This is a genomic window from Atribacter laminatus (assembly GCF_015775515.1).
Taxonomy (GTDB): Bacteria; Atribacterota; Atribacteria; order Atribacterales; family Atribacteraceae; genus Atribacter; species Atribacter laminatus.
Genome location: NZ_CP065383.1, coordinates 1,056,560 through 1,082,973, shown reverse-complemented (window position 1 = coordinate 1,082,973; position 26,414 = coordinate 1,056,560). Strand labels below are relative to the sequence as shown.

21 protein-coding genes are annotated in these 26,414 nt (G+C 36.4%); 4 read left to right on the top strand and 17 right to left on the bottom strand.

Annotated features, from left to right (window positions below):
* Positions 1–89: 89 nt before the first annotated feature.
* The 7 genes from RT761_RS05020 to RT761_RS04990 form a co-directional block, all read right to left on the bottom strand.
* Positions 90–1,031, bottom strand: a complete 942-nt coding sequence (locus tag RT761_RS05020; protein ID WP_218112981.1) for a carbohydrate kinase family protein — start codon at positions 1,029–1,031, stop codon at positions 90–92.
* Positions 1,032–1,034: 3 nt separating this feature from the next.
* Positions 1,035–2,081 (bottom strand): SIS domain-containing protein, encoded by a 1,047-nt coding sequence (locus tag RT761_RS05015; protein ID WP_246465318.1) that lies wholly within the window; start codon positions 2,079–2,081, stop codon positions 1,035–1,037.
* Positions 2,082–2,625: 544 nt separating this feature from the next.
* On the bottom strand, positions 2,626–3,108 hold the full coding sequence (locus RT761_RS05010) for a hypothetical protein (RefSeq protein WP_218112979.1): 483 nt from the start codon (positions 3,106–3,108) through the stop codon (positions 2,626–2,628).
* Positions 3,109–4,214: 1,106 nt separating this feature from the next.
* Positions 4,215–5,276: a peptidoglycan DD-metalloendopeptidase family protein gene (locus RT761_RS05005; RefSeq protein WP_218112978.1), complete on the bottom strand. Its 1,062-nt coding sequence runs from the start codon at positions 5,274–5,276 to the stop codon at positions 4,215–4,217.
* A 10-nt stretch (positions 5,277–5,286) separates the two neighbouring features.
* Positions 5,287–6,156 carry a ParB/RepB/Spo0J family partition protein gene (locus RT761_RS05000; RefSeq protein WP_218112977.1) on the bottom strand — a complete coding sequence of 290 codons (870 nt, stop codon included), beginning with the start codon at positions 6,154–6,156 and terminating at the stop codon, positions 5,287–5,289.
* A complete protein-coding gene (locus tag RT761_RS04995; protein WP_218112976.1) occupies positions 6,134–6,922 on the bottom strand; it encodes a ParA family protein in 789 nt (262 codons plus the stop codon). Before RT761_RS04995 ends, RT761_RS05000 begins: the two co-directional genes overlap by 23 nt.
* A gap of 1,618 nt (positions 6,923–8,540) precedes the next feature.
* Positions 8,541–9,311, bottom strand: coding sequence for a tRNA (adenine-N1)-methyltransferase (locus RT761_RS04990; protein WP_218112975.1), 771 nt, complete (start codon positions 9,309–9,311; stop codon positions 8,541–8,543).
* Positions 9,312–10,307: 996 nt separating this feature from the next.
* Between RT761_RS04990 and rsmG the strand changes: the two genes are divergently transcribed.
* The gene (gene rsmG, locus RT761_RS04985; RefSeq protein WP_218112974.1) at positions 10,308–11,033 is read left to right on the top strand and encodes a 16S rRNA (guanine(527)-N(7))-methyltransferase RsmG; all 726 of its coding nucleotides are present in this window, start codon (positions 10,308–10,310) and stop codon (positions 11,031–11,033) included.
* A 151-nt stretch (positions 11,034–11,184) separates the two neighbouring features.
* On the opposite strand, the gene mnmE is transcribed toward rsmG, so the two are convergent.
* Genes mnmE through rpmH form a run of 6 tightly spaced genes read right to left on the bottom strand, consistent with a single transcriptional unit; the run spans position 11,185 to position 14,865 of the window.
* Positions 11,185–12,621: a tRNA uridine-5-carboxymethylaminomethyl(34) synthesis GTPase MnmE gene (gene mnmE / locus RT761_RS04980; RefSeq protein WP_218112973.1), complete on the bottom strand. Its 1,437-nt coding sequence runs from the start codon at positions 12,619–12,621 to the stop codon at positions 11,185–11,187.
* The gene (jag, locus tag RT761_RS04975; protein ID WP_218112972.1) at positions 12,554–13,366 is read right to left on the bottom strand and encodes an RNA-binding cell elongation regulator Jag/EloR; all 813 of its coding nucleotides are present in this window, start codon (positions 13,364–13,366) and stop codon (positions 12,554–12,556) included. The genes mnmE and jag overlap by 68 nt, the downstream gene beginning before the upstream one ends.
* Positions 13,350–14,135, bottom strand: a complete 786-nt coding sequence (locus RT761_RS04970; RefSeq protein WP_218112971.1) for a YidC/Oxa1 family membrane protein insertase — start codon at positions 14,133–14,135, stop codon at positions 13,350–13,352. The genes jag and RT761_RS04970 overlap by 17 nt, the downstream gene beginning before the upstream one ends.
* 17 nt (positions 14,136–14,152) lie before the next feature.
* On the bottom strand, positions 14,153–14,380 hold the full coding sequence (yidD, locus tag RT761_RS04965) for a membrane protein insertion efficiency factor YidD (RefSeq protein ID WP_246465316.1): 228 nt from the start codon (positions 14,378–14,380) through the stop codon (positions 14,153–14,155).
* Positions 14,370–14,720 (bottom strand): ribonuclease P protein component, encoded by a 351-nt coding sequence (gene rnpA, locus RT761_RS14270; RefSeq protein WP_218112969.1) that lies wholly within the window; start codon positions 14,718–14,720, stop codon positions 14,370–14,372. Before rnpA ends, yidD begins: the two co-directional genes overlap by 11 nt.
* A gap of 10 nt (positions 14,721–14,730) precedes the next feature.
* Positions 14,731–14,865 carry a 50S ribosomal protein L34 gene (gene rpmH / locus RT761_RS04955; RefSeq protein ID WP_218112968.1) on the bottom strand — a complete coding sequence of 45 codons (135 nt, stop codon included), beginning with the start codon at positions 14,863–14,865 and terminating at the stop codon, positions 14,731–14,733.
* Positions 14,866–15,672: 807 nt separating this feature from the next.
* On the opposite strand from rpmH, the gene RT761_RS04950 reads away from it, so the two are divergent.
* On the top strand, positions 15,673–17,133 hold the full coding sequence (locus RT761_RS04950) for an FGGY-family carbohydrate kinase (protein ID WP_218112967.1): 1,461 nt from the start codon (positions 15,673–15,675) through the stop codon (positions 17,131–17,133).
* 20 nt (positions 17,134–17,153) lie between these two features.
* On the opposite strand, the gene nagA is transcribed toward RT761_RS04950, so the two are convergent.
* Positions 17,154–18,311, bottom strand: a complete 1,158-nt coding sequence (nagA, locus tag RT761_RS04945) for an N-acetylglucosamine-6-phosphate deacetylase (RefSeq protein WP_218112966.1) — start codon at positions 18,309–18,311, stop codon at positions 17,154–17,156.
* A 503-nt stretch (positions 18,312–18,814) separates the two neighbouring features.
* Here nagA and RT761_RS04940 point away from each other — a divergent pair.
* Both RT761_RS04940 and RT761_RS04935 read left to right on the top strand, forming a co-directional pair.
* A complete protein-coding gene (locus tag RT761_RS04940; protein ID WP_218112965.1) occupies positions 18,815–19,732 on the top strand; it encodes an ROK family protein in 918 nt (305 codons plus the stop codon).
* Positions 19,729–20,772 carry a uroporphyrinogen decarboxylase family protein gene (locus tag RT761_RS04935; RefSeq protein WP_218112964.1) on the top strand — a complete coding sequence of 348 codons (1,044 nt, stop codon included), beginning with the start codon at positions 19,729–19,731 and terminating at the stop codon, positions 20,770–20,772. Before RT761_RS04940 ends, RT761_RS04935 begins: the two co-directional genes overlap by 4 nt.
* 665 nt (positions 20,773–21,437) lie before the next feature.
* Here RT761_RS04935 and RT761_RS04930 read toward each other — a convergent pair.
* The 3 genes from RT761_RS04930 to corA form a co-directional block, all read right to left on the bottom strand.
* Positions 21,438–22,412, bottom strand: a complete 975-nt coding sequence (locus tag RT761_RS04930) for an aldo/keto reductase (protein WP_218112963.1) — start codon at positions 22,410–22,412, stop codon at positions 21,438–21,440.
* A gap of 24 nt (positions 22,413–22,436) precedes the next feature.
* Positions 22,437–24,377: a methyltransferase domain-containing protein gene (locus tag RT761_RS04925; RefSeq protein WP_218112962.1), complete on the bottom strand. Its 1,941-nt coding sequence runs from the start codon at positions 24,375–24,377 to the stop codon at positions 22,437–22,439.
* Between the two features lie 153 nt (positions 24,378–24,530).
* Positions 24,531–25,598 (bottom strand): magnesium/cobalt transporter CorA, encoded by a 1,068-nt coding sequence (gene corA, locus RT761_RS04920; protein ID WP_218112961.1) that lies wholly within the window; start codon positions 25,596–25,598, stop codon positions 24,531–24,533.
* Positions 25,599–26,414 lie beyond the last annotated feature (816 nt).

Sequence of the window (26,414 nt, the reverse complement as noted above, 5' to 3'; positions counted from 1 at the left end):
CTTTTTATTATACATTATTAAATGAAGGACTAGAAATGATGATATAAGTTGGATTTTTGAGTCAATAACTTATCAGAGTTTTAAATTCCTCAATCGAACTTTTCTAAAACTTTATCAACATCTGTGGGATTGGATAATTTTAACCGTTGAGCATCTAAGGAAATGTTCAGGGAGGCAATAATATTAGCAACCCGAGCGGATTGCAGAAGATCATATCCTTTCCATAGTCCCCAAATGAACCCGGCATTAAAATAATCTCCGGCGCCAATAGTATCTTTTACCTCAACTGGAATGGTGGGGATAAGATATGCATTTTCACGAGTCATTATCCTACTTCCATCTTTACCGGTTTTTACCACCAGAGTACCAGACCATTTATTGAAAATCTTAGTCGGTTGGTCATTGGTTAAATGGGCAACTTCAATTTCATTGGGAAAAAAGTAGTCAAAGTAAGGGAGAAGATTTAATACTTCATCTTTAATCTGATTTGTCCAACCCTCTGGTGGCCAACCGGTATCCAGTAAAAAAATTGTTTTAGGTTTTTCTTTTTTTACCTTGTGTAAGAAATGAACAAAATTATCATTTCTGAGGGAATTACTGAGAAAATATCCACATATTAAAAAATAATCGCCATCTTGAATATGAGAATATACTTTTTCTAAATGGATATATGAAAATTCTTTTTGAGCACCAAGTTCAGTCAAAAAGGTTCTTTCGTGGGTTGCTCTATTGGTTACTGCAACCGATAAACCAGTTGGTATATTGGGAAGCGCAAACAAAAAGTCACTATTGACTCCCCACTTTTGATAGGAATTCCGAATGTCTTGTCCAACATTGTCTATGCCTATCGTTCCTATTACATAAACTGGAACTTTCAAACTACCCAAAGCCAACACGGCATTGCTAGCTTGACCACCAGGTCGCATGGTATATCCAGGGATGAGCAACTCTACACCCCAGCCAGGAAAAGTATCAATTTCACCTAAAACAAGATCGAGGCTAATATTACCTCCTACAAAAACTTTCTTCATGATTTACTCCTTAAGCGTCATTTTGCTTACAATTTGTGCAGTACCCGGTTCAATACCTTTTCGTATTGCTGTATAGTAGGCAATAATTTGAAGATAAACAATGGCTACCATTGGAGCAAAATACTCATCACTACATTGAATTGGAAGAAATTTAAATCGTTGTTTTTTTCCTGGAGGTGAAAATTCTTTTTCTCCAATCAAAAGAACTTGCGCTTCCTTTTGGATAAGCTCTTGAGCAAGAGAGGAGGTAAGTTTTTGCGTTTTACCATGAAGAGAAAGAATTATAGCCAGCAAAGGATTGACAGCAAGTTCATAAGGTCCATGACGAAATTGACCTGCGGAAAAAACGGCAAAAAGCTCCTTGGTGCATTCCGAAAAACATAGATTCCCATGCCATGCCGAACTCAGAGCTGGCCCGCGGGCAATGATTACCTTATGATGCGATGGTTGGATGATATTCAATTCATCAAGGAGGTCATTACACCAGCTCTCCGAATTTTCAATAACTTCTTCGATTTCATCAGCTAGTTGATCCAATAAAGAACGTAATCCGCTTATTTCATTTTGTGCATAGATCCAAGATAAAGACATGAGATTCAAAAGCGCTAAGGTTGCAGTGTATGCTTTAGTAGAGGTTATTGATTCTTCTGTGCCTGAAAGGATATCAATGGTTTCCGAACACAATCCACCCATAGTACTCCTCGTTTGCGCTGTAAAACCAATAATACGATTAAAATTTGGATATCTTTTAATAACTTCAACAACTTCAAATGATTCACCTGATTGAGATATGCTGATAAGCGTATCTTCTTTTTTAATACTATTTAACCCATAGTGCAACAATTCAGATGCATCAATCCAGACAACGGGATAACCATAGTCCATAAGTCTCAAATAGGCTGGATAAGCAGCAAACAAAGAACTTCCCATGCCAGTTATAATGATTTTTCCTTTTTTCGGTGCATTCCAGCTGAATAATTTACCATCAATAACGTATTCTTGTGATATTTTTTTTAAAATTTCAGGTTGTTCCTTAATTTCTTTTAGCATCCTGTTCAAAGGAATGCCTCCTCATCATCCTTCCAAGATTTGAATCGGATGATTGAATGACCTATTTTTATTTTCTATTCTGAAAATACTGGAACGATTTTAATAGGTAACTCATATTAAACAACCAACCAGGATCTCATCCTGGGCTTTCACCCTCATCCTCACCTTCTCCCATCAAGGGAGAAGGAACTCTGATTCGTCATTGCGAACGGAGTGGCGTGGCAATCTCTTGAGCTTAATCTTTTTTATTCTTCTCTCTTTGGATAAAGGGAGAGGGTTTGGGATTCGATTGGTTTCCAAAAATTCAAATCCCCCTAACCCCCTTTTCTAAAGGGGGAGATTCATTTCTGAATGAGTAATTTTCATCATCATCTGGCGCCACCAAAGTGGCATGAAGGTCTATTCTGAAAATACATGAACGATTTTTTTATATGTAATTCATTTATAGCAACTAAACAGGGGTCTCGTTCTGGATTTTCACCCTCATTTGATGCTGCTATGCAGCATGAAAGTCTTCTAACAAATCACTTTTCAATTAATTCTTTTAAGGTAGTTTAAAGGTCTTTTTAGCCAATATTCCTCTCAAAGCATAGCCTCTTTGATTAAGTTCATTTTGAGCATCAACAGTAAGATTTTCCCCGTCAGTTATTTTTTCTTCATAGAGATAAACTATAATAGTTTGTCCAGGCTGAAAAATGGAGAGGATTTCAACTTGATTTTTTTGGTGATCAATGTAGCGAAAATCATCCAAACGGAATGAATATCGATAGTTTTGTTCTGGAATTCTCGATTCAATTTCGACAGCTTGAGTTTTATAATCCTTGCCTTCAAAGGTGATAAAAGCTTCTAAGTATCCAATACCGGTCTGGTCTGAGTTGATTAGTCCCTCGATAGTAATAGAGGCATTTTCTCCAACTCCTTCGTATTTAACAGTTGTAATTTCCGCTTTTTGAATATCTGCCCAGACTGGCATAACCAAAGAAAAAATAAGTAGAAGAATAAAAGCCCAGCTTACACCATACTTCATCTTTTTCACTCCTTATTAAAGTTTTATTTATCATATTTTCATTTTGGATCTATTTGTTCCCATTATAATAATTTTTTCTATCCTGAAAATACCATCTTATAAATTCCCCCATTGAGGGGGGATAAAGGGGGGTGTGTCTTTAATCGGTCATCCTGAGCCCTCGCTTTTTGAGGGCGTGAGGATCTCATCTTTTAAGTTTTTTCTTCATAAATACTTTAAATGATGAGATTCTTACGTCGTCCGGCAAAAACACCGGACTCCTCAGAATGACTAAGTGGATGGTAGAGATTGCCACGTCGCATAAGACGCTCCTCGCAATGACGGATTTAGATAGGTATTTTCATCCTCATCTGGTGCTGCGAAAGCAGCATGAGGGTCTATCCTGAAAATCCAGGAATGATTTTTTATAGGTAACTCATATTGAGCAACCAACCATGGTCTCATTCTGAACTTTCACCCTCATCCTCACCTTCTCCCATCAAGGGAGAAGGAACTCTGAATTCTTTTGTTCTTTTTTCCCTCGCCCCTTCGTGGGAGAGGGCCAGGGTGAGGGGGCAACTTATTTTCATATTCATCTGGTGCTGCGAAAGCAGCATGAAGGTCGATCCTGAAAATCCAGGAATGATTTTTTATAGGTAACTCATATTGAGCAACCAACCATGGTCTCTTTCTGGGCTTTCACCCTCATCCTCACCTTCTCCCATCAAGGGAGAAGGAACTCTGGATCGTCATTGCGAGACCTCGTTTTTTCAGGTCTTGGCTATCTCATGAGTTTAATCTTTTTTTTCCTCTCCCCTTGGCTACGATGGGAAATTGATTCCTGAATCGATATTTTCTTCCTTATCTCGTGCAACCAAATGGAATGGACGTCTATTCTATCTATAATTGTTTTCTAACCACTTTATTAAAATTGTCTTTATATCAAAGAAGGCTTAGTCGTTAAAATTTCAATTTACCTAACTTTTTAGAAGCTTAAAAAAACTGTATTATCAAGAAGTTACTTAGCAGAGTTTAAAATTGTGTTAAATACACTTACTGGCTTGTAAAATAAAACTAAGTTATTAATAAACTTTTTACTAACTGAATATTTCTTAAACTATCACGATTTATGGCAAATAAGGCCATGGATTTATGACATTACCGTACTTTCGTACTTCATAATGTAAGTGAGGACCGGTGCTTCGTCCAGAAGAACCAACCTTCCCAATTATGGTTTCTTTTTTAACTTCTTCACCGTTTTCAACAAGTATTTTTGATAAATGGCCGTAAACGGTTTCATATCCAAATTGATGCCTAATGATTACACATCTTCCATAATTTCCATTCCAACCCGAAAAGATCACCTTCCCTGCCGCAGTCGCGACTATGTTTCTACCAGCTGGTGCAGCAATATCCACACCAGTGTGCCATGCTTTACGACCGGTAAAAGGATCCTTTCTCCAACCATAACTCGAGGAAACCCTTCCCCAAGTCGGCCAACGCATCGGAACCATAGTAATCAATTTGTCTTTTTTTTCAATTACTTGAATTATTTCATTAAAAGATTTTTCTCTGACCATCATTTCTGCACGAAGCCACGAAAGATTATCTTCTATGTTTTTTGCCTTATTATAAAATTCTGGATCAACAGCTGGTCGAAGCGGCTGCGAAGAAACTGGAACACCTGATAACGACATATAGTTTGGTCCACCCATTCCAAAGGGGAAGGCATCCAAATTAGGATTAATAAACATTTGTACCGGTATGTATAATTCGTTCGCGGCTGCAGAAAAACCGAGGTCAATCCCATACTTTTTTAATTGTGATTGTAAATCCTTTTCTAACAAACTCCTGACCTTTTGGTCTAATTCCCGTAGTTGATTCATTTCTTGAACAACTTGATCGGCCTTTTTGGCTAATTCTTCCAATTTTTGTTCTTGCTCTTTTTTCTTGACCTCCAGGGAAGCCAATTCACTTTTCGTCTCTTGTAGATGGGTAACCATACATCCCAATTCGCACTTAATCTTATTGTTATACCAAAGAATTCCGCCAACACCGAATCCAATTCCTAAAATTACCAACAATAAGCCAAATAGAATCGTTTTCCATCGGAGGTTCATTTTTTTCATCTGTCCCTTTAAGGGATTAATCCAAAATACCGTTAAGTCTTTTGGTTCTCTTGAAGGCATATTTCCACCCCTAAAACGGTTCTTCTTTACCTGTTATTAAATTATAAATGCGATGAAGGTCTTCATCCCCATAATATTCAATAGTTATTCTTTTTTTCACTATTTTTACTTTTGTAGCTAAATATCTCATCAAATTCTCTTCAACAAAAGAAACTTCGGATTCTTGATACTCATTTGTAACTTCTTTTTTTTCTTGACGATTTACTGAAAGAGTGGGTCCTTTGGCTTTCATGTTGCGTATTATTTTTTCGATGTCACGAACCGACAAATTTTCTCGGATAATTTTTTCTGATAATTGAATCTTTAAATCTTGACTTTCAACGCCAAGCAATGCTCGAGCATGGCCAAATGAAATGTTGTTATTTTCAATCAATTTCTGTATTTCTTGGGGTAAGTCAAGAAGGCGGAGTAAATTAGCAATGGTAGGTCTCTTTTTCCCCAATCTTTTTGAAATATCCTCTTGGGTAAGTTCAAAATTAAGCATCAATCGGTGAATTCCCTTAGCTAAGTCTAAGGGGTTTAAATCTTCCCTCTGTAAGTTTTCAATTAAAGCAATTTCTAATCTTTTTTGTTCATTAACTTCTTCAACTATGGCAGGAATAGTTGACAAGCCCGCTTTTTGTGCTGCTCTCCATCTTCTCTCCCCTGCAACTATTTCATACCCTGTCCCGTCGCTTCTTAAGATAATCGGCTGTAATACACCATGAATACGAATCGACTCGGCAAGCTCTTCTAAACCCTCATCGTTCATTTGAAGCCGGGGTTGGAAAGGATTACTATGAATAACTTGAATATCAACTTCCTGAATTGACCGGGCGCCAAGATTTCCAACCCCAGGGATTAGAGCATCAAGCCCTTTACCAAGACTTTTTCTTGCCATCTCTTGCTAACACTTCCTTGGCTAAATTAAGATATGCTTCGGCACCAGTTGAGTAACGATCATAGGTAATTACCGGCTGCCCAAAACTTGGAGCTTCACTTAATCGAACATTTCTTGGAATTATAGTTTTAAAGACTTTATCTCCAAAAACTCTTTGTATCTCTTGAGCTACTTGCTGAGACAAGTTGGTTCTCACATCATACATGGTTAATAAAACTCCAAATATTTCAAGTTGAGAATTAAGTAAATTTTTCACTGCTTTAAGAGTATTTAAAAGTTGCCCTAAGCCTTCCAAGGCATAATATTCGCACTGAATTGGTATGAGCATTGCGTTCGCACAACTTAAGGCATTAATTGTTAACAAACCAAGAGAAGGTGGACAATCAACAAAAATATAATCATACTCATTAATAACATCTTTTAGTGTTTCTTTTAAACGATACTCCCTCCCTATTACCGTGACTAATTCTACTTCTGCTCCGGCAAGCCTTATGGTTGTGGGTACCAACCATAAATTTGAAACCGATGACGCTTGTATTACATCATTCAAGGAATACCCAGATTCAGTCGGTATTAATAAATCATATAAACATCTTTTGAGAACCGAACGATCAATCCCCAAACCACTGGTAGTATTCCCCTGGGGGTCAGAATCAACCAACAATATTTTTAGACCCATTTGAGCTAAACATGAGCCTAGATTAATCGAGGTAGTGGTTTTCCCAACTCCCCCTTTTTGGTTAGCTATAGCAATCACTTTTCCCATAAACAAAAATCATTTTAACATATATATTAGCTTTAAATACACTTTAATAGATTAATTTAAACTTATTCTTTCAAAACCATTGCCAAAAAAAATCTCTTTAAAACTAAACAATCTGAAGATTAAGATTTAATTGATAAACTGTGAGTTAATAATCATGAGGCAACAAGGAGTTTTTCTGCCCCTCCTATTTTCTTTTCTTAACTTATTTTATTGTATTAAATATTTACTAGAAAAACAATCATTGAAAATAAATACTCTTATTTAAGTTTCAGTATAATCCAGCTTTACCTCCATAGGATTAGCAAAAATCATTTATTGATAAAAAATTTTCTTTTACTTTTAGTCAATTCTACTCGAAAAAGCTGGTTAAAACCTCTATATTAGTTTTTTAATGGATTTTATATTATTACGTTTTATTTCTCAGTTATTATTTATAATTTTATCACGATAACTGCACCCAAAAAGGAACGGGAAGTCTTTTTTTCAAAATCTATCCAGTAAATAGAATGAATAAAAAAATAACCTCATCTTCAGCCCTTACCAAGTGAGGGTTGAAGATCTCATTTTATAACGCAGGCGTCATCCTGAGTGGTGCTTCCCAGTTTGATGGTCTATCCTGGAAATACCATCTTATAAATTCCCCCATTGAGGGGGGATAAAGGGGGGGTGTGCCTTTAATCGGTCATCCTGAGCCCTCGCTTTTTGAGGGCGTGAGGATCTTATCTTTTAAGTTTTTTCTTCATAAATACTTTAAATGATGAGATTCTTACGTCGTCCGGCAAAAACACCGGACTCCTCAGAATGACTAAGTGGATGGTAGAGATTGCCACGTCGCACAAGACGCTCCTCGCAATGACGGAGCAGTAAAAAATTCAAATCCCCTAACCCCTTTGCTAAAGGGGGAAACGATTCCTGGGAAGGCATTTTCATCCTCATGTGGTGCTGCAAAGCAGCATGACGGTCTATCCTGAAAATCCAGGAATGATTTTTTATAGGTAACTCATATTGAGCAACCAACCATGGTCTCTTTCTGGGCTTTCACCCTCATCCTCACCTTCTCCCATCAAGGGAGAAGGAACTCTGAATTCTTTTGTTCTTTTTTCCCTCGCCCCTTCGTGGGAGAGGGCCAGGGTGAGGGGGCAACTTATTTTCATATTCATCTGGTGCTGCGAATGTAGCATGAAGGTCTATCTTGAAAATATATGAATGATTTTTGTAAGTAATGTATTGATAGCAACCAACCATAATTTCATTTTGGACTTTCACCCTCATCCTCACCTTCTCCCATCAAGGGAGAAGGAACTTTGAATCGTCATTGCGAGACCTGGTTTTTTGAGGTGGTAGCAATCTCTTGAGTCGTCTTTTATTTTGTGTGGAATTGTGGAATTGGAATAAATGAGATGCTTATCATGTCTGGTAAAAACGCCACCCTGCTCAGAATGAAAGAATGGCTCAATGAGATTGCCACGTCGCCCAACCAAAGAACGGTTGGGCTTCTCGCAATGACGGAGCAGTAAAAAATTCAAATCCCCTAACCCCTTTGCTAAAGGGGGAATCGATTCCTGGATACCTATTTTCATCCTCATCTGGTGTTGCAAAAGCAGCATGGTGGTCAATTCTAAATATCGTTAACTTTTCTAGCAAAAATCATATAGGTAGTATGAGCAACCATCCGATCATAAGGTCGAAAGGTATAGGGGTCTGGTTTATATTGACGAAACATATTCTCCCAGACTTCTATTATAATAAATGGTAACTTGTTTAAAGAACGTAAGACCTCCATAACCTGTCCTGCTGTAGGTGAGACAATTCCCAACCTTCCACCACCGGCCAGGGCATCCCAACATTGCTTCAGATAATCCCATGGTTGAGGCACATCAAGAAATATAGCATCTATCTCTTTTTCATCAAAACCAACTTCTATATCTCTTTGCTGAATTGTAACTCTATCAATTAATTTCCAAACAATAAGATTCTGAGTCGCCAATGATATCATGTCTTCTCTTCTTTCGTAAGCATATACCATTCCTGTATTTCCAACCAACCGTGCCATGGCAGCTGACATCGATCCACTTCCTAATCCCACATCTATTACACGGTTTCCCTCCCTTATATCTAACATAAGCAAAATAAATCCAAGATCTTTGGGATATACAATTTGAGAGCATCTTCTCATGTGGTAAATATTTTCTATTATACCAACTGGCAATAAATATACCTTATTGCCTTTCGTCGTCAATACATTCTCTCCATAATTTTTCCCCGCTATTTCATCGTGCATTATATTTCCCCGATGGGTACTAAATTGTTTTCCCTCTTGAACAGTCAAAATATAATCTCTACCATCATCTATATAGATATAAATCCTATCTCCGTAATGGATCGGCATAAATTATTATTCTCCTTAATCTATGATAATTCGTTCATTTTCAGATCCTCAAAGTATCTTGTAGCTATTGGAATGATAAAAGGGAACTTGATCAGAGCAATTACCCTGGTTCTCAAACTTGCCTATTCCCCTCATTTTCAACTACTCCCATTGAGGAGAAGTGGCTATTTTATCTTTTTTTATTGCTTCCCTCACTCCTTCATCGGAGAGAGCAAAGACGATTGATAAACTATTTTCATCTCCATTGAGTTTTGGTTATGAGCATGTGGATTTTTCTGATAATACTGCTGCATGCATATTTCTTTAATATCGTCCTCTCCTTTGGGATAAAGGGAAATGATGAGTGATGCGATTTGTTACCAAATAATCCATAGCTCTTTTTTCCTCTTGTTGAAGGGCGAATTTTTAATTCTGAACTGATATATCTGCCTTTCTCAGTCACTACAATATAGTTCAATATCCTACCTGTTAAAACTCATTGCCCCAATTTCTTATTGTAGATTACTCTTGTATGCCAATGGGGTTTTTCATCCTTTTTTGGCGCTATTATACGTCACGATAGGCTATTCAGTTAAATATAGAATAATTTGTGGTATCGAAATGGAGATTTCTTGAAATCAATTTTCTTCAGGTAAATTTTATACTTTATGAGTATTGAATTATTTCATAATATCCATTCATATTATCCATCGTCAAAATTAACTCTTTACCATTTTCATTTTATCTTTTAATATATTCATCGTTGGTGAAATAATCTTATTGTTCTTTTTAAAAATGTTCCACGTGGAACATTTTTATTTTTACCTATTTAACTTGTGGATAACTTTCTAATATCTTTCTCATATTTTTTCCATTTTGTTTTTAAAACTTCATTATATTAACAATATATCAAATTTTTGTCGATATATAAGGCATTTTTCGGTTTTCTTTAAATTTTTTTCTTTCAATTTTAAAAATCTAAGTTTTTCGTTAATAAAAAGGGATTGTTGATAACTTGTGGATAATCGCATTCATTTTCTCCTCGAAAAAGGACTTAAAGAACTGAATATTTCAATTAATTCATCTCAGAAAGATCAAATAATTTATTTTTTAAATATGATAGAAATGAATAATCGTCTTTTTAATTTAACCGGTTTTAAAACGCATGAATCTATATTAGTTGAACTTATTTTTGATAGTTTCTCTTTATTAAAAACCAATTTTCCTTTTAATGAAATCAATACGGCTATTGATGTTGGTACCGGAGCTGGTATTCCTGGTATGCCACTGAATATTTTATTCCCTAACATCCACTTTTATTATCTTGATTCAAATCATAAAAAGATCGATTTTTTAAAAATTGTTTCAAACCATCTTAATCTCGACCAATCCTTTTTTTTATGCGATAGAGCTGAATCTTTAGGTCATAGCTCTTTATACCGAGAAAAATTTGATTTTGCTATGACTCGTGCTTTGAGTACTTTAGCAACCAATATAGAATTAGTTACTCCGTTTATTAAAGTGAAGGGTAGGGCAGTCTTTTTTAAAGGGATTTCCTATCAAAAAGAAATTTCTCTTGCTTCCAACTCACTTTCCCTACTGAATTGTCAGTTAGATTCGATTATACCTATTCCAATTCCCTTATCAAACCGAACCAATCATTTTTTATTTATCTCGAAATCAGCCTCAACACCAGCAATTTATCCAAGACGAATTGGCATTCCTCAAAAAAAACCTTTATAAAATCGACGAGTGGTCATTATTTCTTTTCTCTTGAGAAAATTAAATAATAAGATTGCATTTTTGCTTTATCGAATTAAAAATCACTGAGTCAGTTTCTTTTTCCTTTGCTGATTTTCTGTGGAATGATGGTGGTTAAACACTCGAATATCTTTTATTTACCAACACAAAAATTATTGAATATGCTATCAACAACTTTTTCATCTATGTCTTCACCGTTTATTCTCTTTAAACATCGAAGAGCTTCGTCTATATCAATACTAACAACATCAATTGGGAATCCTTCCTCTAATGATTTTTGTGCTTGTTCTAAAAATGTAGAAGCCTTAAAGAGTTCGTTTTGTTGTCTAAAGTTAAATGCTAAATAGTCTTCGTCATAGTTATCTTTAATTAGCTGAACCTTCTCAACAATTTGATCCAATAGTCTATCAATACCTTTTCCTGAAAGTGCTGAAATTTTAATTATTTTCTCTTGCGGATAAAGCTCATTGACATCTTTTATTTCTATCTTTGAAGGTAGGTCACTCTTATTTAATACTATTATATGGGGCTTTTTTCTAACCAAATCAACTAATGTATAATCTTCTTTATTTATTTCTTGGCTTTGATCAAAGATTACAATGACTAAGTGCGCTTCTTCTAAATATTTTTTGGTTTTATCAATTCCAATTTTCTCAATATAGCTCTGACTTTCTCTTATGCCAGCTGTGTCAACAAAGCGAAAGGGGAAACCTTCAATGAGAAATAATTCTTCAATAGCATCACGGGTAGTTCCAGGAATCGGTGTGACGATCGATCTTTCCTTTCCAATAATCGCATTTAACAAGCTCGATTTCCCAACATTTGGTTTCCCACAAATTACAACTAAAAGACCATTTTGCAAATTTTGAAATTTTTTACTTCTGTCATATTGTTTTCTTATATTTTGCCTAATGGTATTTATCTCTTTGGCAAAGGTAGCTTGCAAATCTGTGGTCCCAATCCGATCAGAAAAGTCACACTCCACTTGAATTTTTGCTTGAATGAAAGCTAAGCCTTTCTGCCATTCGGAAATTTTTTCTCCAAACATCCCTCGTAAATTTTTATATAAGCTATATAGAGCCTTTTCTGATTGCACTTTAACTATCTCAGCTACTGATTCCGCTTGATTGAGAGATATTCTTCCATTTAAAAAAGCTCTTTTAGTGAATTCTCCGGGTTCTGCCAATCGGGCACCCTTATTAATGCAAATTTGAATTATTTTTTGTATTATTAAAGGGCTACTATGAACTTGAATTTCTACAACATTTTCTCGAGTATAAGAAAAAGGCTCTCGCATGAGGACAACTAAACCCTCATCAAGAGCCTTATTGTTATTATCAATCACATCACAGAGTGCTAATTTAAAACTAGGAAGCTTTTTTATTTCCTTTCCTGATCTTAAACGACATACTTTTGATGCTATTTCAATTGAATCATTTCCACTGAGTTTTACAATACCAACGGCGCCCACTCCCAGTGGAGTAGAGGCTGCAACGATTGTTTTACTTACTTTTTGGATTCTTTCTTGTCGTTGGATGTTTTCTTGGGTTTGATTCTTTTCGTTTTTCATTTTTTAAGTCGACTACAACTCTTCTTTCTGGTTCTTCACCAATGCTATAGGTTATAATTCTCGGGTGATCTTTCAGTGTAGTATGAATAATTCTTCTTTCTCTTGCATTCATTGGTTCAAATTTGAACCGGCGCCGACCTTGTATCACTTTTGTAGCCATTTTACATGCTAATTTAGTGAGGGTTTCTTCCCGACGCTTTTTATAACCTGATACATCAACATCTAAACCTATATGCGCATATCCATTTTTTACCAGAAGAATCTTTAAGAATGATTCTAAGGCTTCTAAGGTTTCTCCGTGTTTTCCAATAAGTAACCCAGCGTCTACACCATCAATGTCAAGGAATACTTTTCTTCCATTTTCTCGAACATGGTATTCAATATTAATGTTCATTTTTTCGATAAGATTTTCAAAAAATTTTCGGATTTCTTCTCGTGCTTTTTCCAAGTCTTGAAAATCCTCATCATCCGAAATTTCTGACTTTTGGTCAGAATTCTTACTTTCTAATTCTGTTCCTTGTTCTTTTTTAATTTCTCCAATTGGTTCTGATTTTTCAGCTTGTTTATCGCTACTTTCAACCCATACTCGAACTCTTACCGTCCGAGGGACCAGTAATCCGAGAAATCCCCGGCTTTCAGACAGTACTTCATAAGAAAGGTTTTCTTTTGGCACATCAAAATATCGCGAAGCTCTTTCGAGTATTTCTTCAACAGTCTTCCCAGAAACTTCAACGCTTCTTCGCATGTTTCTTACCCCCTTTTTTCTTTGTCTTTGGAGAAGAAACTCGTGAAGCAACCTTCTTTTCCTCTTCTTCTACAACGGCAAGGGTTTCTTTTGGGTTGGCTTCAATTATGGGATCTGAGGTTGTTGAGACTGTTGGTTTTTGGGTTTTTATATTTACTATATATTGCTGGAAAATATAGAATAAATTTGAAACAAACCAATACAGGAGCACTCCTGAAGGAAGGCTCCAGCTAATAAATACCAAAAAAATTGGCATAACGATCATCATGATCATATTTTGCTGTGAACCTTCAGCCCCGGCAGCTGGCACAGTCATTCTCTGTTGCAAAAAGGTCGTAAATCCCATTGATAACGGTAAAATAAAATAGGGATCAGCAGCCGAAAGGCTGGGCAACCAGAGAAATCCTGCTTGACCATAATCATAATTCACTAAGACTCTATAAAGAACGAACAGAAATGGGAGCTGAATCAATAAAGGAAGGCATCCTCCCAAGGGGCTAACTCCTTTTTCTTTATAAAGGCTCATAATTTCTTGATTGAGTTTTTGAGGATCACTCTTATGTTTCTCCTGCAGTTTCTTTATTTCTGGTTGTAACTCCTGCATGGCCTTTGTTGACAAGTTTTGTTTATGAATCACTGGATAAAGAGCTATACGAATAACAGCAGTTAAAAGAATTATTGAAATTCCATAATTATGGGTCCATCCATAAAATAACCGAAGGATCCATTCCATAGCAGCTGCTAATCCATTCCAAATTTGAGTCCACATAGTTTTATCACCTATTTTTATCGAACTGGGTCATAACCACCACGGGAATAAGGATGACACCGTAATATTCTCCATAGCGCCATTATCCCGCCTTTTAAAATTCCATATTTCCGAATAGCGTCACGTGCATACTGAGAACAGGTTGGCTCAAAGCGGCAACTTGAAGGTAATGATGGAGATATATAAATTTGGTAAAAATTGAGAATCCTATCAATGGCATTAACTAAAAAATCCCTAATTTTCACTACCAAAAACAGCTCCATTCGCTACGCCTGACTTCTCGAGCAACTCTCTCATCCATCGAATAATTTCACGGAAATCAGCACTTATGAGTCTTTCATCACTCATAAAAATTAAATCATAATTTGAGTCACATAGAAAAGGGTAAAAATATACCCTAAAACCTTCCTTGAGCCTTCTCCGAATTCGATTTCTATAAATCGCTTTCTTGCTTCTCCCAATAAAACATATCCTCATATTTGCAACTTTTTTTTCGAGGTACCATAAGCGTATAGGACCGCTGTCAACTTTTTTTCCGCTTTTAAAAATCAGCTTGAAGTCTTTTGAGGATGAAATGGTTTCCATTTAATTACTTTTAAACACACAAACGTTTTCTGCCTTTTGCTCTCCTTCTTTTTATAACATCTCTTCCCCCTTGGGTACTCATTCTTTTTAAAAAACCATGAGTACGTTTTTTTCTTAAATTGTGAGGCTGGTAAGTCATTTTCATGCTTGAGTTTTCTCCTTTCTTTGCTTCGATTTAAAAATTTATCAAGTTTGCGGTTTACATTATATCTAGTCTATCCAAGAAGGTCAACTAAAGAAAAATTCTGTATTATTCGGTATTATATTGATAGAGGTTTATGGCACATTGTGGCATCAGATGATAATGAAAAATAACGATTCGGAAATCAATTTCCCCCTTTAGCAAAGGGGGTGAGGGGGATTTGATTTTTTTAGTAACTAATTGAATCCCTCTTAATCTCCCTTTATAAAAAGAGAGAAAATAATAAAGATTGAACATGAGAGATTGCCACGTCACTTCGTTCCTCGCAATGACGATTAAAAGTTCCTTCTCCTTTATGGGAGAAGGTGAGGATGAGGGTGAAAGCCCTGGATGAGATTCTGGTGAGTTATTTAATATGAGTTACCTTTAAAAATCATTCCGGTATTTTCAGGATAGACCTTCATGCCACATTGTGGCACCAGTTGATGATGAAAATACTTACCCATGAATCGCTTCCCCCTTTATCAAAGGGAGCTAGGCGGATTTGAGTTTTTTCCTGCTCGGTCATTGCGAGGAGCGTCCTAGGCGACGTGGCAATCTCATTTAGTATTTTTTTTATAATGATGAAAAGATGAGATCCTCACGGCTTCTAAATACGAAGCCTCAGGATGACGGACTAAAGAATTTATTTGTTGTTATTTTCAGGATAGAATATGGTTATCTATTAAAGTGACCTAGTTTAAAAGAAGGCATTTTACCTTAATAAAATCCGAGAAAAGATAAAATGTGGTATTAAAGGTGGCATTAAAGATGAGTAAAGATAACGCTTTGGTTCTAGGTATCGACTGTGGTACTCAAGGTATACGATGTTTAGTTTCAGACCTTGAGGGAAATATTATTGCTGATGCTCAAGAAAAAATTCTTTCTTCAAATAAGTTCGGCGATCGGTTTGAACAAGATCCCAATGAATGGTGGTCAAAAACCCAAATTTGTATTCAAAAAACCCTTTTCGATTTAGAAAAAAATGGATACTCTCCATCTGATATACATTGTTTGTCTATTGATTCAACCTCTGGAACCATCATACCCATTGGTGAAAATAATCATCCTCTTGGTCCCGCTATTATGTATAATGACAGCCGGGCAAAAGAGGATTCCATTTATATCAACCATGTTGCTAAAGATTTTACAGAAAAAATAGGTTATCAATTTGGTCCTTCTTTCGCTCTGTGTAAAGTGTTTTGGCTTAAAAATCATCTCCCTCAAATATATGATAAAACAAAAGTGTTTTTACATGCTGGTGATTTTTTGCAGATGAAATTAACCGACCTCATCTTATCGGATATTTCCAATTCACTTAAAATGGGTTTTGATCTTTTGGAAATGAAATGGCCATGCTTTATCCAGGATCAATTGGGAATCGACATCCAAAAACTTCCTTCAGTAATAAAAACCGGAGAAAAATCTGGAGTTATTTCCAAATCAATTGCCAAAAAATTCCATCTTTCAACTTCTTTAAATGTTATAGCAGGTGCAACTGATGGAACAGCCTCTTTTTTTGCATCAGGAGCAAGGCTACCGGGCGATATTTCAAGTACAATTGGTACAACTTTAGTAATTCGAGGCATCTCCGAGAATTTGATCAAAGATATCAAAGGAAGAATTTATTGTCATCTTCATCCAGCTGGCTACTGGTTACCCGGTGGTGCCAGTAATACTGGTGGTGAGTGCTTACAAAAATTTTTCCCCAATGAAAATTTGAAAGAGTGGGACAACCAGGTATTAAAAATGGCTGTCCCCACCTCATTAATTCTGTATCCATTGACAAGAAAAGGGGAGCGGCTTCCTTTTGCATCACCCGAGGCTGAGTTTTTCCAAAACCGGAAAGAATCGAGTCGGCTCGAGTTTTATACTGCTTGTCTTGAAGGAGTAGGATATATAGAAAAATTTAGTTATCAGGTATTAGAAAAGTTAGGGTCTTCATCGATCCAAAGAATTTATTCTTCAGGAAGCGGTTCAAACAGCCCTATTTGGTGCCAAATTCGGTCCAACATCTTATCAAAACCAATATTTCTGCCGAAAACAACTGAATCCGCGATGGGTGCCTGCATTATAGCTGCCTCTCATTTATTTGGAGGGTTATCTCTTGCTTGTGAAAAAATGGTGAAAATAAATAAGATTTATGAGCCTATAAAATCAATATCTTCTCAATACCAAGAAAAATACCATCAATTTCTTGATGAATGCCAAAAAAGAGGATATGTCCATTAATATTATGACCAGGCTCTTATTTAATTAAAAATCTGCTCGCCATTAATAAAGGTAGCATGGCAATTCAATTCGTCATCAAAAATTGCAATATCGGCATTTTTATTGATTTCAAGGCTTCCTATTTGGTGATCCATCCCAATAAGTTGAGCTGGAATAAAGCTCCCAATTTTAGCTAATCGTGGATGAGAAATTTGAAAATGTGCTCGTAAATTGGCAAGGCAATGGTTGAGGGGAGAGGTACTGCCGGCTAAACTCATGGTTGATTTCATTCGAGCTATTCCATTCTCAACTATCATCAATTCCCCACCAAATTCATATTCACCATCCTTAAAGCCAGTTGGTCTAACCGCATCGCTTACCGCTATAAAGTGATCTTCGTCTTTACATTTGAAGGCGATTTTAATGATATCCGGATGAACGTGAATCATATCAGCAATGAGTTCAACAGTAATATCATCAAAACCAAGGGCAAAAGAAAGTAAATTAGGCTTTCGGTGATTCAGTGGATCCATACCGTTAAATAAATGAGTTACTAAGCGTGCTCCTTTCCGATAAGCCAAATTACAGGTTTCCTGATCGGCTTGACTGTGCCCTAAAGATACACAAACACCTTGTTTACTTAAAAATTCTATGAGCTCTAAACTCCCTGGAAGTTCTGGGGCCAAGGTAACTCTTTTAATCAAACCAGGATCGATATTTAAAAATTCTTCCATCTCTAAAGGATCTGGCATTCTTAGGTTTTTTAGATTATGTGCACCTCTTCGTCCTTCAGACAAATATGGTCCCTCTAAATGGATACCCAAAATTTGAGCAGCAGTGATATGATCTTTTTTAAATATTGAGACTGTTTTAATGGCTTTTTTTAGACGGGAGTAGCTTTCAGAGACTGTTGTAGCTAAAAAACCTGTCACACCACAGGTTGCAAAATGTTTGGCAATTTCTTCTAAGCCATTGGAATCGCCATCGGTAGCATCTTGGCCTAAGGCACCATGGAGATGAAGGTCAATCAAACCAGGATAAATATATTTACCTGAAAAATCATATTTGGTATCAACTTCTGGCTCTGGTTCTTTTAATTCAATTATCCTTGCGATTCGATTATCTTCAATGAGGAGGGTTGAATTTTCAATTACCAGTTGAGGGGTAACAATATTCCCAAAAATACTAATTCGACTCATTTTCAAATCATCCTTTTTTCTTTCTTAAAATTCAATTCCAAAGTTTTCAAGAGAAAATATTGTCAAAATTGAAAATACCTTATTTTAAAGCCTGATTGGGATATCAAAACTTTCTTATATAATATGATATATTAATGCTAATCATCACTAAATTTTTTCTAATTTTCATTTTTTTGGATCTTAACTAGCAATAGTACAGCTTAGTCCTCGTTTATAGGGTTTTTATCTTCTTTTATTACTGAGTTTTTGCCAAATTTTATCAAGGTATTTCCAACTAAATAAAGGAAAAACAGCCATAAAGGTATTGAATAATCGTTATCATTTAAATTGTTACTATATAATTATACCTATTACTCTTACTGGTATTATACTTTTAGGAGTTACTCATAATATTCAACCGGATACACCATTAAAAATATAATGGGTCTGTATGATGAAGTGTAATCCAATCCATTTCTTTCTTAATTATAATCAAAAATGATAACCAGGGAGGAAGATAAGTTTTGGCGTACTCAATTGGAATAGATTTAGGAGGAACTAAAATAGCTGGAGTATTAGTAAATGAACAACTGGATATTCTTGCCTACGAAAAAATACCAGTAGAACCAAAGAGACGGGTAGAAAAAGTCTTAAACGATATTGTTTCTTTAACACAATTACTTCAGAAAAAATTGAAAAACCAGAATGAGTTAGTTGGAATGGGAATTGCTTGTCCAGGATTGGTTGATATAGACCATGGCATTATGGTTTATTCAGAAAATCTCAACTGGCGAAACGTTCCGGTAGTTCAGATCCTTTCTGAGAAACTCAATCACCCGTTTTACTTAGAACATGATGTCCGGAGCGGTGCCATCGCTGAAGTATTTTTCGGAGCCGGGAAAGAATACCAGAATTTGGTCTATGTAAGTGTTGGTACTGGAATTTCTGGAACATTAATCTGGGAAAGGCAATTCATTCGTGGCGCAAGAGGCATTTCAGCCGAATTAGGCCACATTATTGTTGAACCTGGTGGGCCTCTTTGTCGATGCGGCAATGCCGGCTGTCTCGAGGCTCTCTCTTCGGGAAGTGCCATGGAAAGAGAAGCTTATCATTTGACTAAAAAACCGGTGAGCGGTGCTACCATTATGCAAAAAGCTCAGGAAAATATTTCCCCTTTTACCAATATCGTTCATCAAGCTGCTTATTATTTTGGAATTGGTTTGGCAAATATTGCTCAAATCTTTGACCCAGAAGCCATCATTTTAGGAGGTGGGGTTTCCGAGTCTGGTGATTTCTGGCTCAAGCTTGTTGAATCTTATTATGTTAAACATCAATTTTGGTCGTTTTCTCTTCCTGATTTGAAACTTGGGGCTTTCAAAGGAAAAGCGAGTGTTATGGGAGCAGCTGGGCTCCCATTTCTGAAAAAGGAGGGCTTACTTTGACCAAAAAAGAAAGAGTCAATCATGCTATCCATCACCGAAGAAGCGATCGTCTTCCTCACCAAATCGATTTTACCTGGAGAATGAAAAAAGAATTTCTCAGCCATTTTCAAATCCAGGAGAAAGAGCTACCAGAGCTTTTAGGAAACCATTTTCTCTATATTGATACCCATAAAAAAGTAAAATTAGACGAAGAAAAGGGGACTGATTATGATGTTTTTGGAGTTGGGTGGGATCTTGTTAAATCGGAAGGGTATCTCCCTTGTTTTCATCCGTTAACTGATTGGAATAACTTTCATTCCTTTCAATTCCCCGATCCCCAGAATCCAATTCTATATCAGGATTTCTTTCCCCTTCAGGATGGGCAGAAAAAAGAATACTTTATTCTCTCAACTCAGGGTTGGGTTCTTATGGAAAGAGCCTGGCTATTGAGAGGTTTTGAGAATTTCATGATTGACCTTATTGATAATCGAACCGAATTAGAAAGACTTTTGGATCTCATCACTGATTACCAAATTGAGGTTCTTCGTCATTTGATCCAACTGGGCGTAGATGGAATCTATACTGGGGATGATTATGGAACTCAACGGGGTTTATTGATTGCCCGAAAAACCTGGCAAGACCTTCTTAAACCAAGGTTGAGAAGAATTTGGGATGTCGCCAAAAAAGAGGGGATACCGGTTTTCCATCACTCCTGTGGAAATGTCTTGGATATTTTGGATGATATGGTTGAAATTGGACTCAACGTTCTTATACCAGTCCAGCCACAAGCCATGGATATTCAACTTCTTCAGAACCGTTTTGGCGATCATCTCACTTTTATGGGAGGGATAAGTACCCAAAAAACCTTACCTTTTGGTACCCCTACCGACGTTCAATCGGAAGTAAGAAAATGTATTGAAGTTTTAGGGTCAAAAAATAATTATGTAATTTCAGCTTCTCACGAAATTGGATCGGATTGCCCAATGAATAATTTAATCGCTTTCTTTCATGAAATGAAAAAAACCAATGGGAGTGATATCCCATTACTGGAAAAATTATAAAAACTGATAGATCCTCATGCTAATAAGGTTGCGTAGTATTAGATGAGTATGAAAATCCAAGATTCGACATGCCATGGCATGTCGCTACAATAATTATAGAATGGGCATAATACATTGTGCCTCTCCAATTTTAATTCTTTGGCAGGGGCTTGATTTATCATGCCCGTGGATTTTCAGGATAGACTTACATACCACTTTGGTGGCACCAGTTGAGGATGAAAATGAGTTACCCCCCTCACCCTGACCCTCTCCCACCAAGGGGCGAGGGAAAAATTCCCCTTTAGCAAAGGGGGTTAGGGGGATTTGAATTTTTAACTGTTCCGTCAATCAGACTGTGTCACAATCCCTTTCATACACCAAGAAGAGCTTGAAAGTGGAGGATACATTCTATTTATCTTCAGTTTTTTGGTTATCTATTCCCAATATAACTGTAAAATATTAACCTAAGTGGTGGTAAATATTTACAAAATAATCATGACATAGCCTGAATGACGAGTCAGAGTTCCTTCTCCCTTGATGGGAGAAGGTGAGGGTGAAAGTCCAAAATGAGATCCTGGTTCATTGCTCTAAAAAAATGACTTTAAAAATATTCGGTTTATTCAGGATAGAGGGTGAAGCAGAATTATTAAATAAATTGTTAAGCTTTCACCCTCTATGGTGAGTAATTATTTGTTCATTGCTTTTTGTTTTCGCTGATAAAGTAAATCCTCAATAGTATCGATATCCTCGTGAGGAAGTGTCCAATCTCCCGCTAAAGCTGTTTCAGCTATTTGATCCGGACGTCGAGCTCCCACAATTGCTGAGGTTACTTCAGGACGCCTCAAAACCCAAGCAATTGCCAATTGCGCAAGAGTTTTATTATGTTTTTTAGCTATTGGAATCAGTTGATTAACGAATTCGAGATTATAGCTAACCAATGGCTCATTAAACTCGAGATCGTTTCTTCGGTGATCGTCAGTCGGAAAACGTGATATCCGTTCCCGAGTCATTTTGCCGGTCAGTAATCCTTTTTGCATTGGACTATAAACAACAACGCCAATAGAATTTTGGCTACAGTAGGGGAGGGTGTTTTCTTCTACATCTCTTTTCAGCATACTGTAAGGAGGTTGCAGCGAAGCAACTGGATAAATTGATTGGGCTCGTTTCATTTGGGATATATTAAAATTCGATACCCCAATATATCTCACTTTCCCTTCCTTTACCAATTGAGCCATTGTTTCCCAACCTTCCTCGATATCTTCATCGGGGATCGGCCAGTGAATTTGATAGAGATCAATGGTATCGATTTCTAATCTCCTCAAACTTGCTTCAACCTCAGCTTTAATGCTTTCTCTTTTAAGTCGGTTAGAAATATTTTTCATTTCATCCCATACTAAACCACATTTTGTTGCTATGATTGGTTTTTTGGGAAAATCCTTGATAGCTTTCCCAACAATCTCTTCTGAATGACCAAGACCATAAATTGCAGCGGTATCAATCCAATTTATCCCGAGATCCAAAGCATTCTTTATGGCTTTAATAGACTCAGAGTCATCTTGAGGGCCCCAGGCGTGTCTCCATCCTCCACCACCAATTGCCCAAGATCCAAATCCAATCACCGTTAGTTCGAGATCGGTTTTCCCTAATCGACGAGTCCTCATAATGACCTACCTCCTGATATTAATTTATTTTATAAGAATTTCTTGATCAGTTGTTTGATGTTCATTATTGTATGTTTTCTTTATCCCATTTATAGTCCGAAAACCTAAGCGAATGTCAGCAGCTTTTAATATTGATTCTAACAATTCAGCATATGATATTCCAGCCAATTTTGCCATTTTAGCTAAATGCCCGTCCCAACACCAACCAGGGTTAGGGTTCACTTCTAATAGTCGCGGATTCCCTTGATCATCCAAACGCCAATCAAAACGAACATAATCTCGACATTCCAGTCTCACAAAAAGTTTCAACGAACTTCCTATGATAAATTTCTTAGTCTCTTCAGGTATTTTAGCTTTAATTGACTTAATTTTCCAATAGGGCGAGCCAGGAAGCCACTTTGCTTCGTATCCACAAATTTTTGGTAATTCCGCCGGTAGTTCTGAGTAATCTTCTTCCAACAATGGAAGTACCATATACGATTCGGGGGAATTTCCAATAATTCCCAGGCTAAGATCTGAACCAGTTATAAATTCTTCAACTAAAATTGGTTTATCATAACCAAATTGGCTACGGATATCGGATATAGCATTCATCAATTCTTCAATTTTATAAGCAACACTTTTTTGAGTGATTCCAAAACTGGCATCACCAAAATTTGGCTTTACTATGACTGGAAAATTTATCATGAGATCAAATATGGTGTCTTCCGGTTTAATAAAATAGGCTTTTGGAACCGGAATGTTCATTTCCCGAGCCATTCCTCTTACCAATGATTTATCATAACAATAGGCTAAACACTGAGGTCCGGATCCGGTATACGGAATTCCCATCATTTCTAAGAAAGATGGGATATGCAATTCCTTTCGAGGATCATTGTTAAAACCCTCATCACACAAGTTAAAAACCAAGTCAATTTTCCCCTTTTGGGAAATGAGATCATTTATCAATTTTTGATGATTATCCAAATAAATAAAGCTATATTCTCTTAATTCTTTTAAAGCAGATTTTAATTGATCTATGGTATAAAAATCATCATCATCAAAAACTGAGGATGGTTTTAAAATGTCAGGCTTTCCTGGATCACCGAATACAACAGCAACTCGTCGAATGCTTGGTGGCAGCTTTTTTTTAATTGTAGTCCATGGTTTTTTTACTCGAGAACTGACGATAATTCTTTGTTGCATCATGCCTAAATCTTGGTTTCTTTGGGAATGTGATAATAACTTTCCATGAAAAACAACATTATTATAACCAGTATTTTTTAGGAGTTGGCCAAGTTCATCTTCTGTATAGAGTCTTTCTCCATAAAATTGGTCAACTATGACTCCTCGATCCACATGATTGACTATTTCTCGAGATATCAGTCGATGTCCATCAGCCGAAAGGGATCGTTCTCGACAAACAAAATATTTTTTGTCAATCCATTCCCATGACCGGGGCTCATAATGGGCAGCTAAAAACTCACCATCGGCGACATCAATTAACAATCGTCCCCAAGGCTTCAAAACCCGGAAAATTTCTTTTAATATTTTCATATCATCTTGAACAGTTTCAAAATATCCAAAACTATTACCTAATATAAGAACCACATCAAAAAAATCGCTTGAATAGGGAAGTTTTCTCGCATCTCCTTCTCGAAACTGGATACATAAACCTTCTTTTTTTGTCTGAATTTTAGCTTTCTGTATTAAGTAATGAGAACGGTCTAACGCATAGATATTTCTCACGTTTCGTCGTGCCAGCTCTATAGAGTGCCTTCCCTGACCACAACAAAGATCTAATATTTTGTCATCGGGAGATAGTGAAACAGCTTCGGTAAATAAATCAACCTCTTTGCGGGTTATTTCCTTGTCTTCGACAATATCGGCATCGGTTTTTAAATAAATTGAATTAAATATTCTTCGCCACCAATCAGGGTAAACGTGCTCCTCTAAATTCACAACCGGTCCTAAAGATTTTTTCATTTTACTCCCACCTTTTTTCCGGATTAAAGGGGGAGTCCCTTTTGATGACTCTTCATTCATAAATAATAGACCCTCCTCACAAATCATAAATTTTTATTTAAAATTTTATTAAAAACCATTTCTTATGATCCAAAAGAAAAAAGAATAAATCGCTCATAACCATTTCTTTTTTTTAAAGAAAAATATCATAATCAACGCTATTCCTCCCATGGCGAACAAGGTGATTGGATATCCCCATTTCCAATACAATTCAGGCATAAAACGAAAATTCATACCATAGATTCCTGCAATAAAAGAAAGGGGCATAAAAATGGTAGCAATCATGGTTAGAACTTTCATCACCTCATTTAAACGATTATTGATACTCGAGAGGTAAATATCGATCATGCTGGAAATTAATTCTCGATCAGTTTCAATGGTATCGATAAGTTGAGTAATATGGTCATAGATGTCCCGTAAATACACAACGGTGGCTTTTTCAATAAAAGGAAACTCGCGTCTTTCTAAAGAACCAATCACTTCCCGCATGGGCCAAATAGAGGTTCGAAAATATATCATATTCCTTTTTAGAAAATGAATCCTCGGTAAAATTTTTGAAGAAGAATGATCAACCAGTTCATCTTCTAATTCTTCTAATTGATCCCCAATTTGTTCCACCATAAGAAAATAATTATCGACGATCGCATCCAGCAGAGCATAAATCAAATAATCGGCTCCTGCTTTTCTCAACCGACCTTTACCGAGACGAATGCGATTCCTTATTTCTTCGAAAACATCTCCTTTTTTTTCTTCCTGAAAAGAGATAACAAATTTGTCTCCTAATATAAGACTGACCTGTTCTGAGATGATTTCATTTAACTGACTCTGGCTATATACCATTTTTACAACAATATAGAGATAATTTTCATAATCTTCGACTTTTGGGCGTTGGGTAGTATCGAGAATATCTTCTAAAACGAGATGGTGAATGCCAAATATCGATCCTATTTTGGATAATATATTTTCCTGACAGATACCATCAACATTAATCCAGGTTATCGACTGACTGTCTCTCAAATTGATTACATCATCGATAAACTCAGTTTGTATCTCTTGATATTGATTATCGTTATATTTAAATATATGAAATAACTTTCTTTCTTTATCATTTGAATCAACATGATCTTCATCATCTTGTAGAAAATTACCGAACTCATTCTTCTTGCTATCGGTATTGGTCATAGATATTTCTCCGTAATATTAATGAAATTTTATGAATCATATTACCACTTTCTTAAATATTATCTATTTGATTTTTTATTGGTCATAAGTCTTTTTGAGAAGGAATTCATAGCGAGCGAAGGTTTCAACAAATAAAATTCTTATTTTTAGAAGCATAAATCATTATATCTTTTCGTTATTTTTAATAGCAATAAAAAATTTTTATTTGCTCTTATATGCCCCTCCATAAGTTAAATTGCATTCAGTCTAAGCCCTCATGCTCCTTTAAAGCACCAGATGAATATGAAAAATCAAGAATTCGACATGCCATGGCATGTCGCTACATTAAAAGAAAGGGCGTAATAAATTGCGCCCCTACATTTTATATTCTTTGGTAGGGGCTTGATTTACCATGCCTGTGGGTTTTCAGGATAGACCCTCATGTCGCTCTTGGCAGCACCAGATGAGGATGAAAATACCTATCTAAATCCGTCATTGCGAGGAGCGTCTTGTGCGACGTGGCAATCTCTACCATCCACTTAGTCATTCTGAGGAGTCCGGTGTTTTTGCCGGACGACGTAAGAATCTCATCATTTAAAGTATTTATGAAGAAAAAACTTAAAAGATGAGATCCTCACGCCCTCGAAAAACGAGGGCTCAGTATGACTGATGAAAGACACACACCCCCTAACCCTCCTCAATGGGGGAATTTATAAGATGGTATTTTCTGGATAGACCCTCATGATGTCTAGCAGCACCATATGAGGATGAAAATAGGTATCCCCCTCACCCTGACCCTCTCCCACGAAGGGGCGAGGGAAAAAAATTATATCATTC

What these genes read in the sequence shown, in the direction of transcription:
- mnmE (WP_218112973.1), bottom strand. Translation starts at nt 12,621, where the DNA reads ATGAAAAACGAAAAGAATCAAACCCAAGAAAACATCCAACGACAAGAA.
- nagA (WP_218112966.1), bottom strand. Translation starts at nt 18,311, where the DNA reads ATGAGTCGAATTAGTATTTTTGGGAATATTGTTACCCCTCAACTGGTA.
- RT761_RS05015 (WP_246465318.1), bottom strand. Translation starts at nt 2,081, where the DNA reads ATGCTAAAAGAAATTAAGGAACAACCTGAAATTTTAAAAAAAATATCA.
- rpmH (WP_218112968.1), bottom strand. Translation starts at nt 14,865, where the DNA reads ATGAAAATGACTTACCAGCCTCACAATTTAAGAAAAAAACGTACTCAT.
- RT761_RS04950 (WP_218112967.1), top strand. Translation starts at nt 15,673, where the DNA reads ATGAGTAAAGATAACGCTTTGGTTCTAGGTATCGACTGTGGTACTCAA.
- RT761_RS04995 (WP_218112976.1), bottom strand. Translation starts at nt 6,922, where the DNA reads ATGGGAAAAGTGATTGCTATAGCTAACCAAAAAGGGGGAGTTGGGAAA.
- RT761_RS05020 (WP_218112981.1), bottom strand. Translation starts at nt 1,031, where the DNA reads ATGAAGAAAGTTTTTGTAGGAGGTAATATTAGCCTCGATCTTGTTTTA.
- jag (WP_218112972.1), bottom strand. Translation starts at nt 13,366, where the DNA reads ATGCGAAGAAGCGTTGAAGTTTCTGGGAAGACTGTTGAAGAAATACTC.
- RT761_RS04970 (WP_218112971.1), bottom strand. Translation starts at nt 14,135, where the DNA reads ATGTGGACTCAAATTTGGAATGGATTAGCAGCTGCTATGGAATGGATC.
- RT761_RS04925 (WP_218112962.1), bottom strand. Translation starts at nt 24,377, where the DNA reads ATGAAAAAATCTTTAGGACCGGTTGTGAATTTAGAGGAGCACGTTTAC.
- RT761_RS05010 (WP_218112979.1), bottom strand. Translation starts at nt 3,108, where the DNA reads ATGAAGTATGGTGTAAGCTGGGCTTTTATTCTTCTACTTATTTTTTCT.
- RT761_RS04930 (WP_218112963.1), bottom strand. Translation starts at nt 22,412, where the DNA reads ATGAGGACTCGTCGATTAGGGAAAACCGATCTCGAACTAACGGTGATT.
- RT761_RS05000 (WP_218112977.1), bottom strand. Translation starts at nt 6,156, where the DNA reads ATGGCAAGAAAAAGTCTTGGTAAAGGGCTTGATGCTCTAATCCCTGGG.
- RT761_RS04990 (WP_218112975.1), bottom strand. Translation starts at nt 9,311, where the DNA reads ATGCCGATCCATTACGGAGATAGGATTTATATCTATATAGATGATGGT.
- rnpA (WP_218112969.1), bottom strand. Translation starts at nt 14,720, where the DNA reads ATGGAAACCATTTCATCCTCAAAAGACTTCAAGCTGATTTTTAAAAGC.
- corA (WP_218112961.1), bottom strand. Translation starts at nt 25,598, where the DNA reads ATGACCAATACCGATAGCAAGAAGAATGAGTTCGGTAATTTTCTACAA.
- RT761_RS05005 (WP_218112978.1), bottom strand. Translation starts at nt 5,276, where the DNA reads ATGCCTTCAAGAGAACCAAAAGACTTAACGGTATTTTGGATTAATCCC.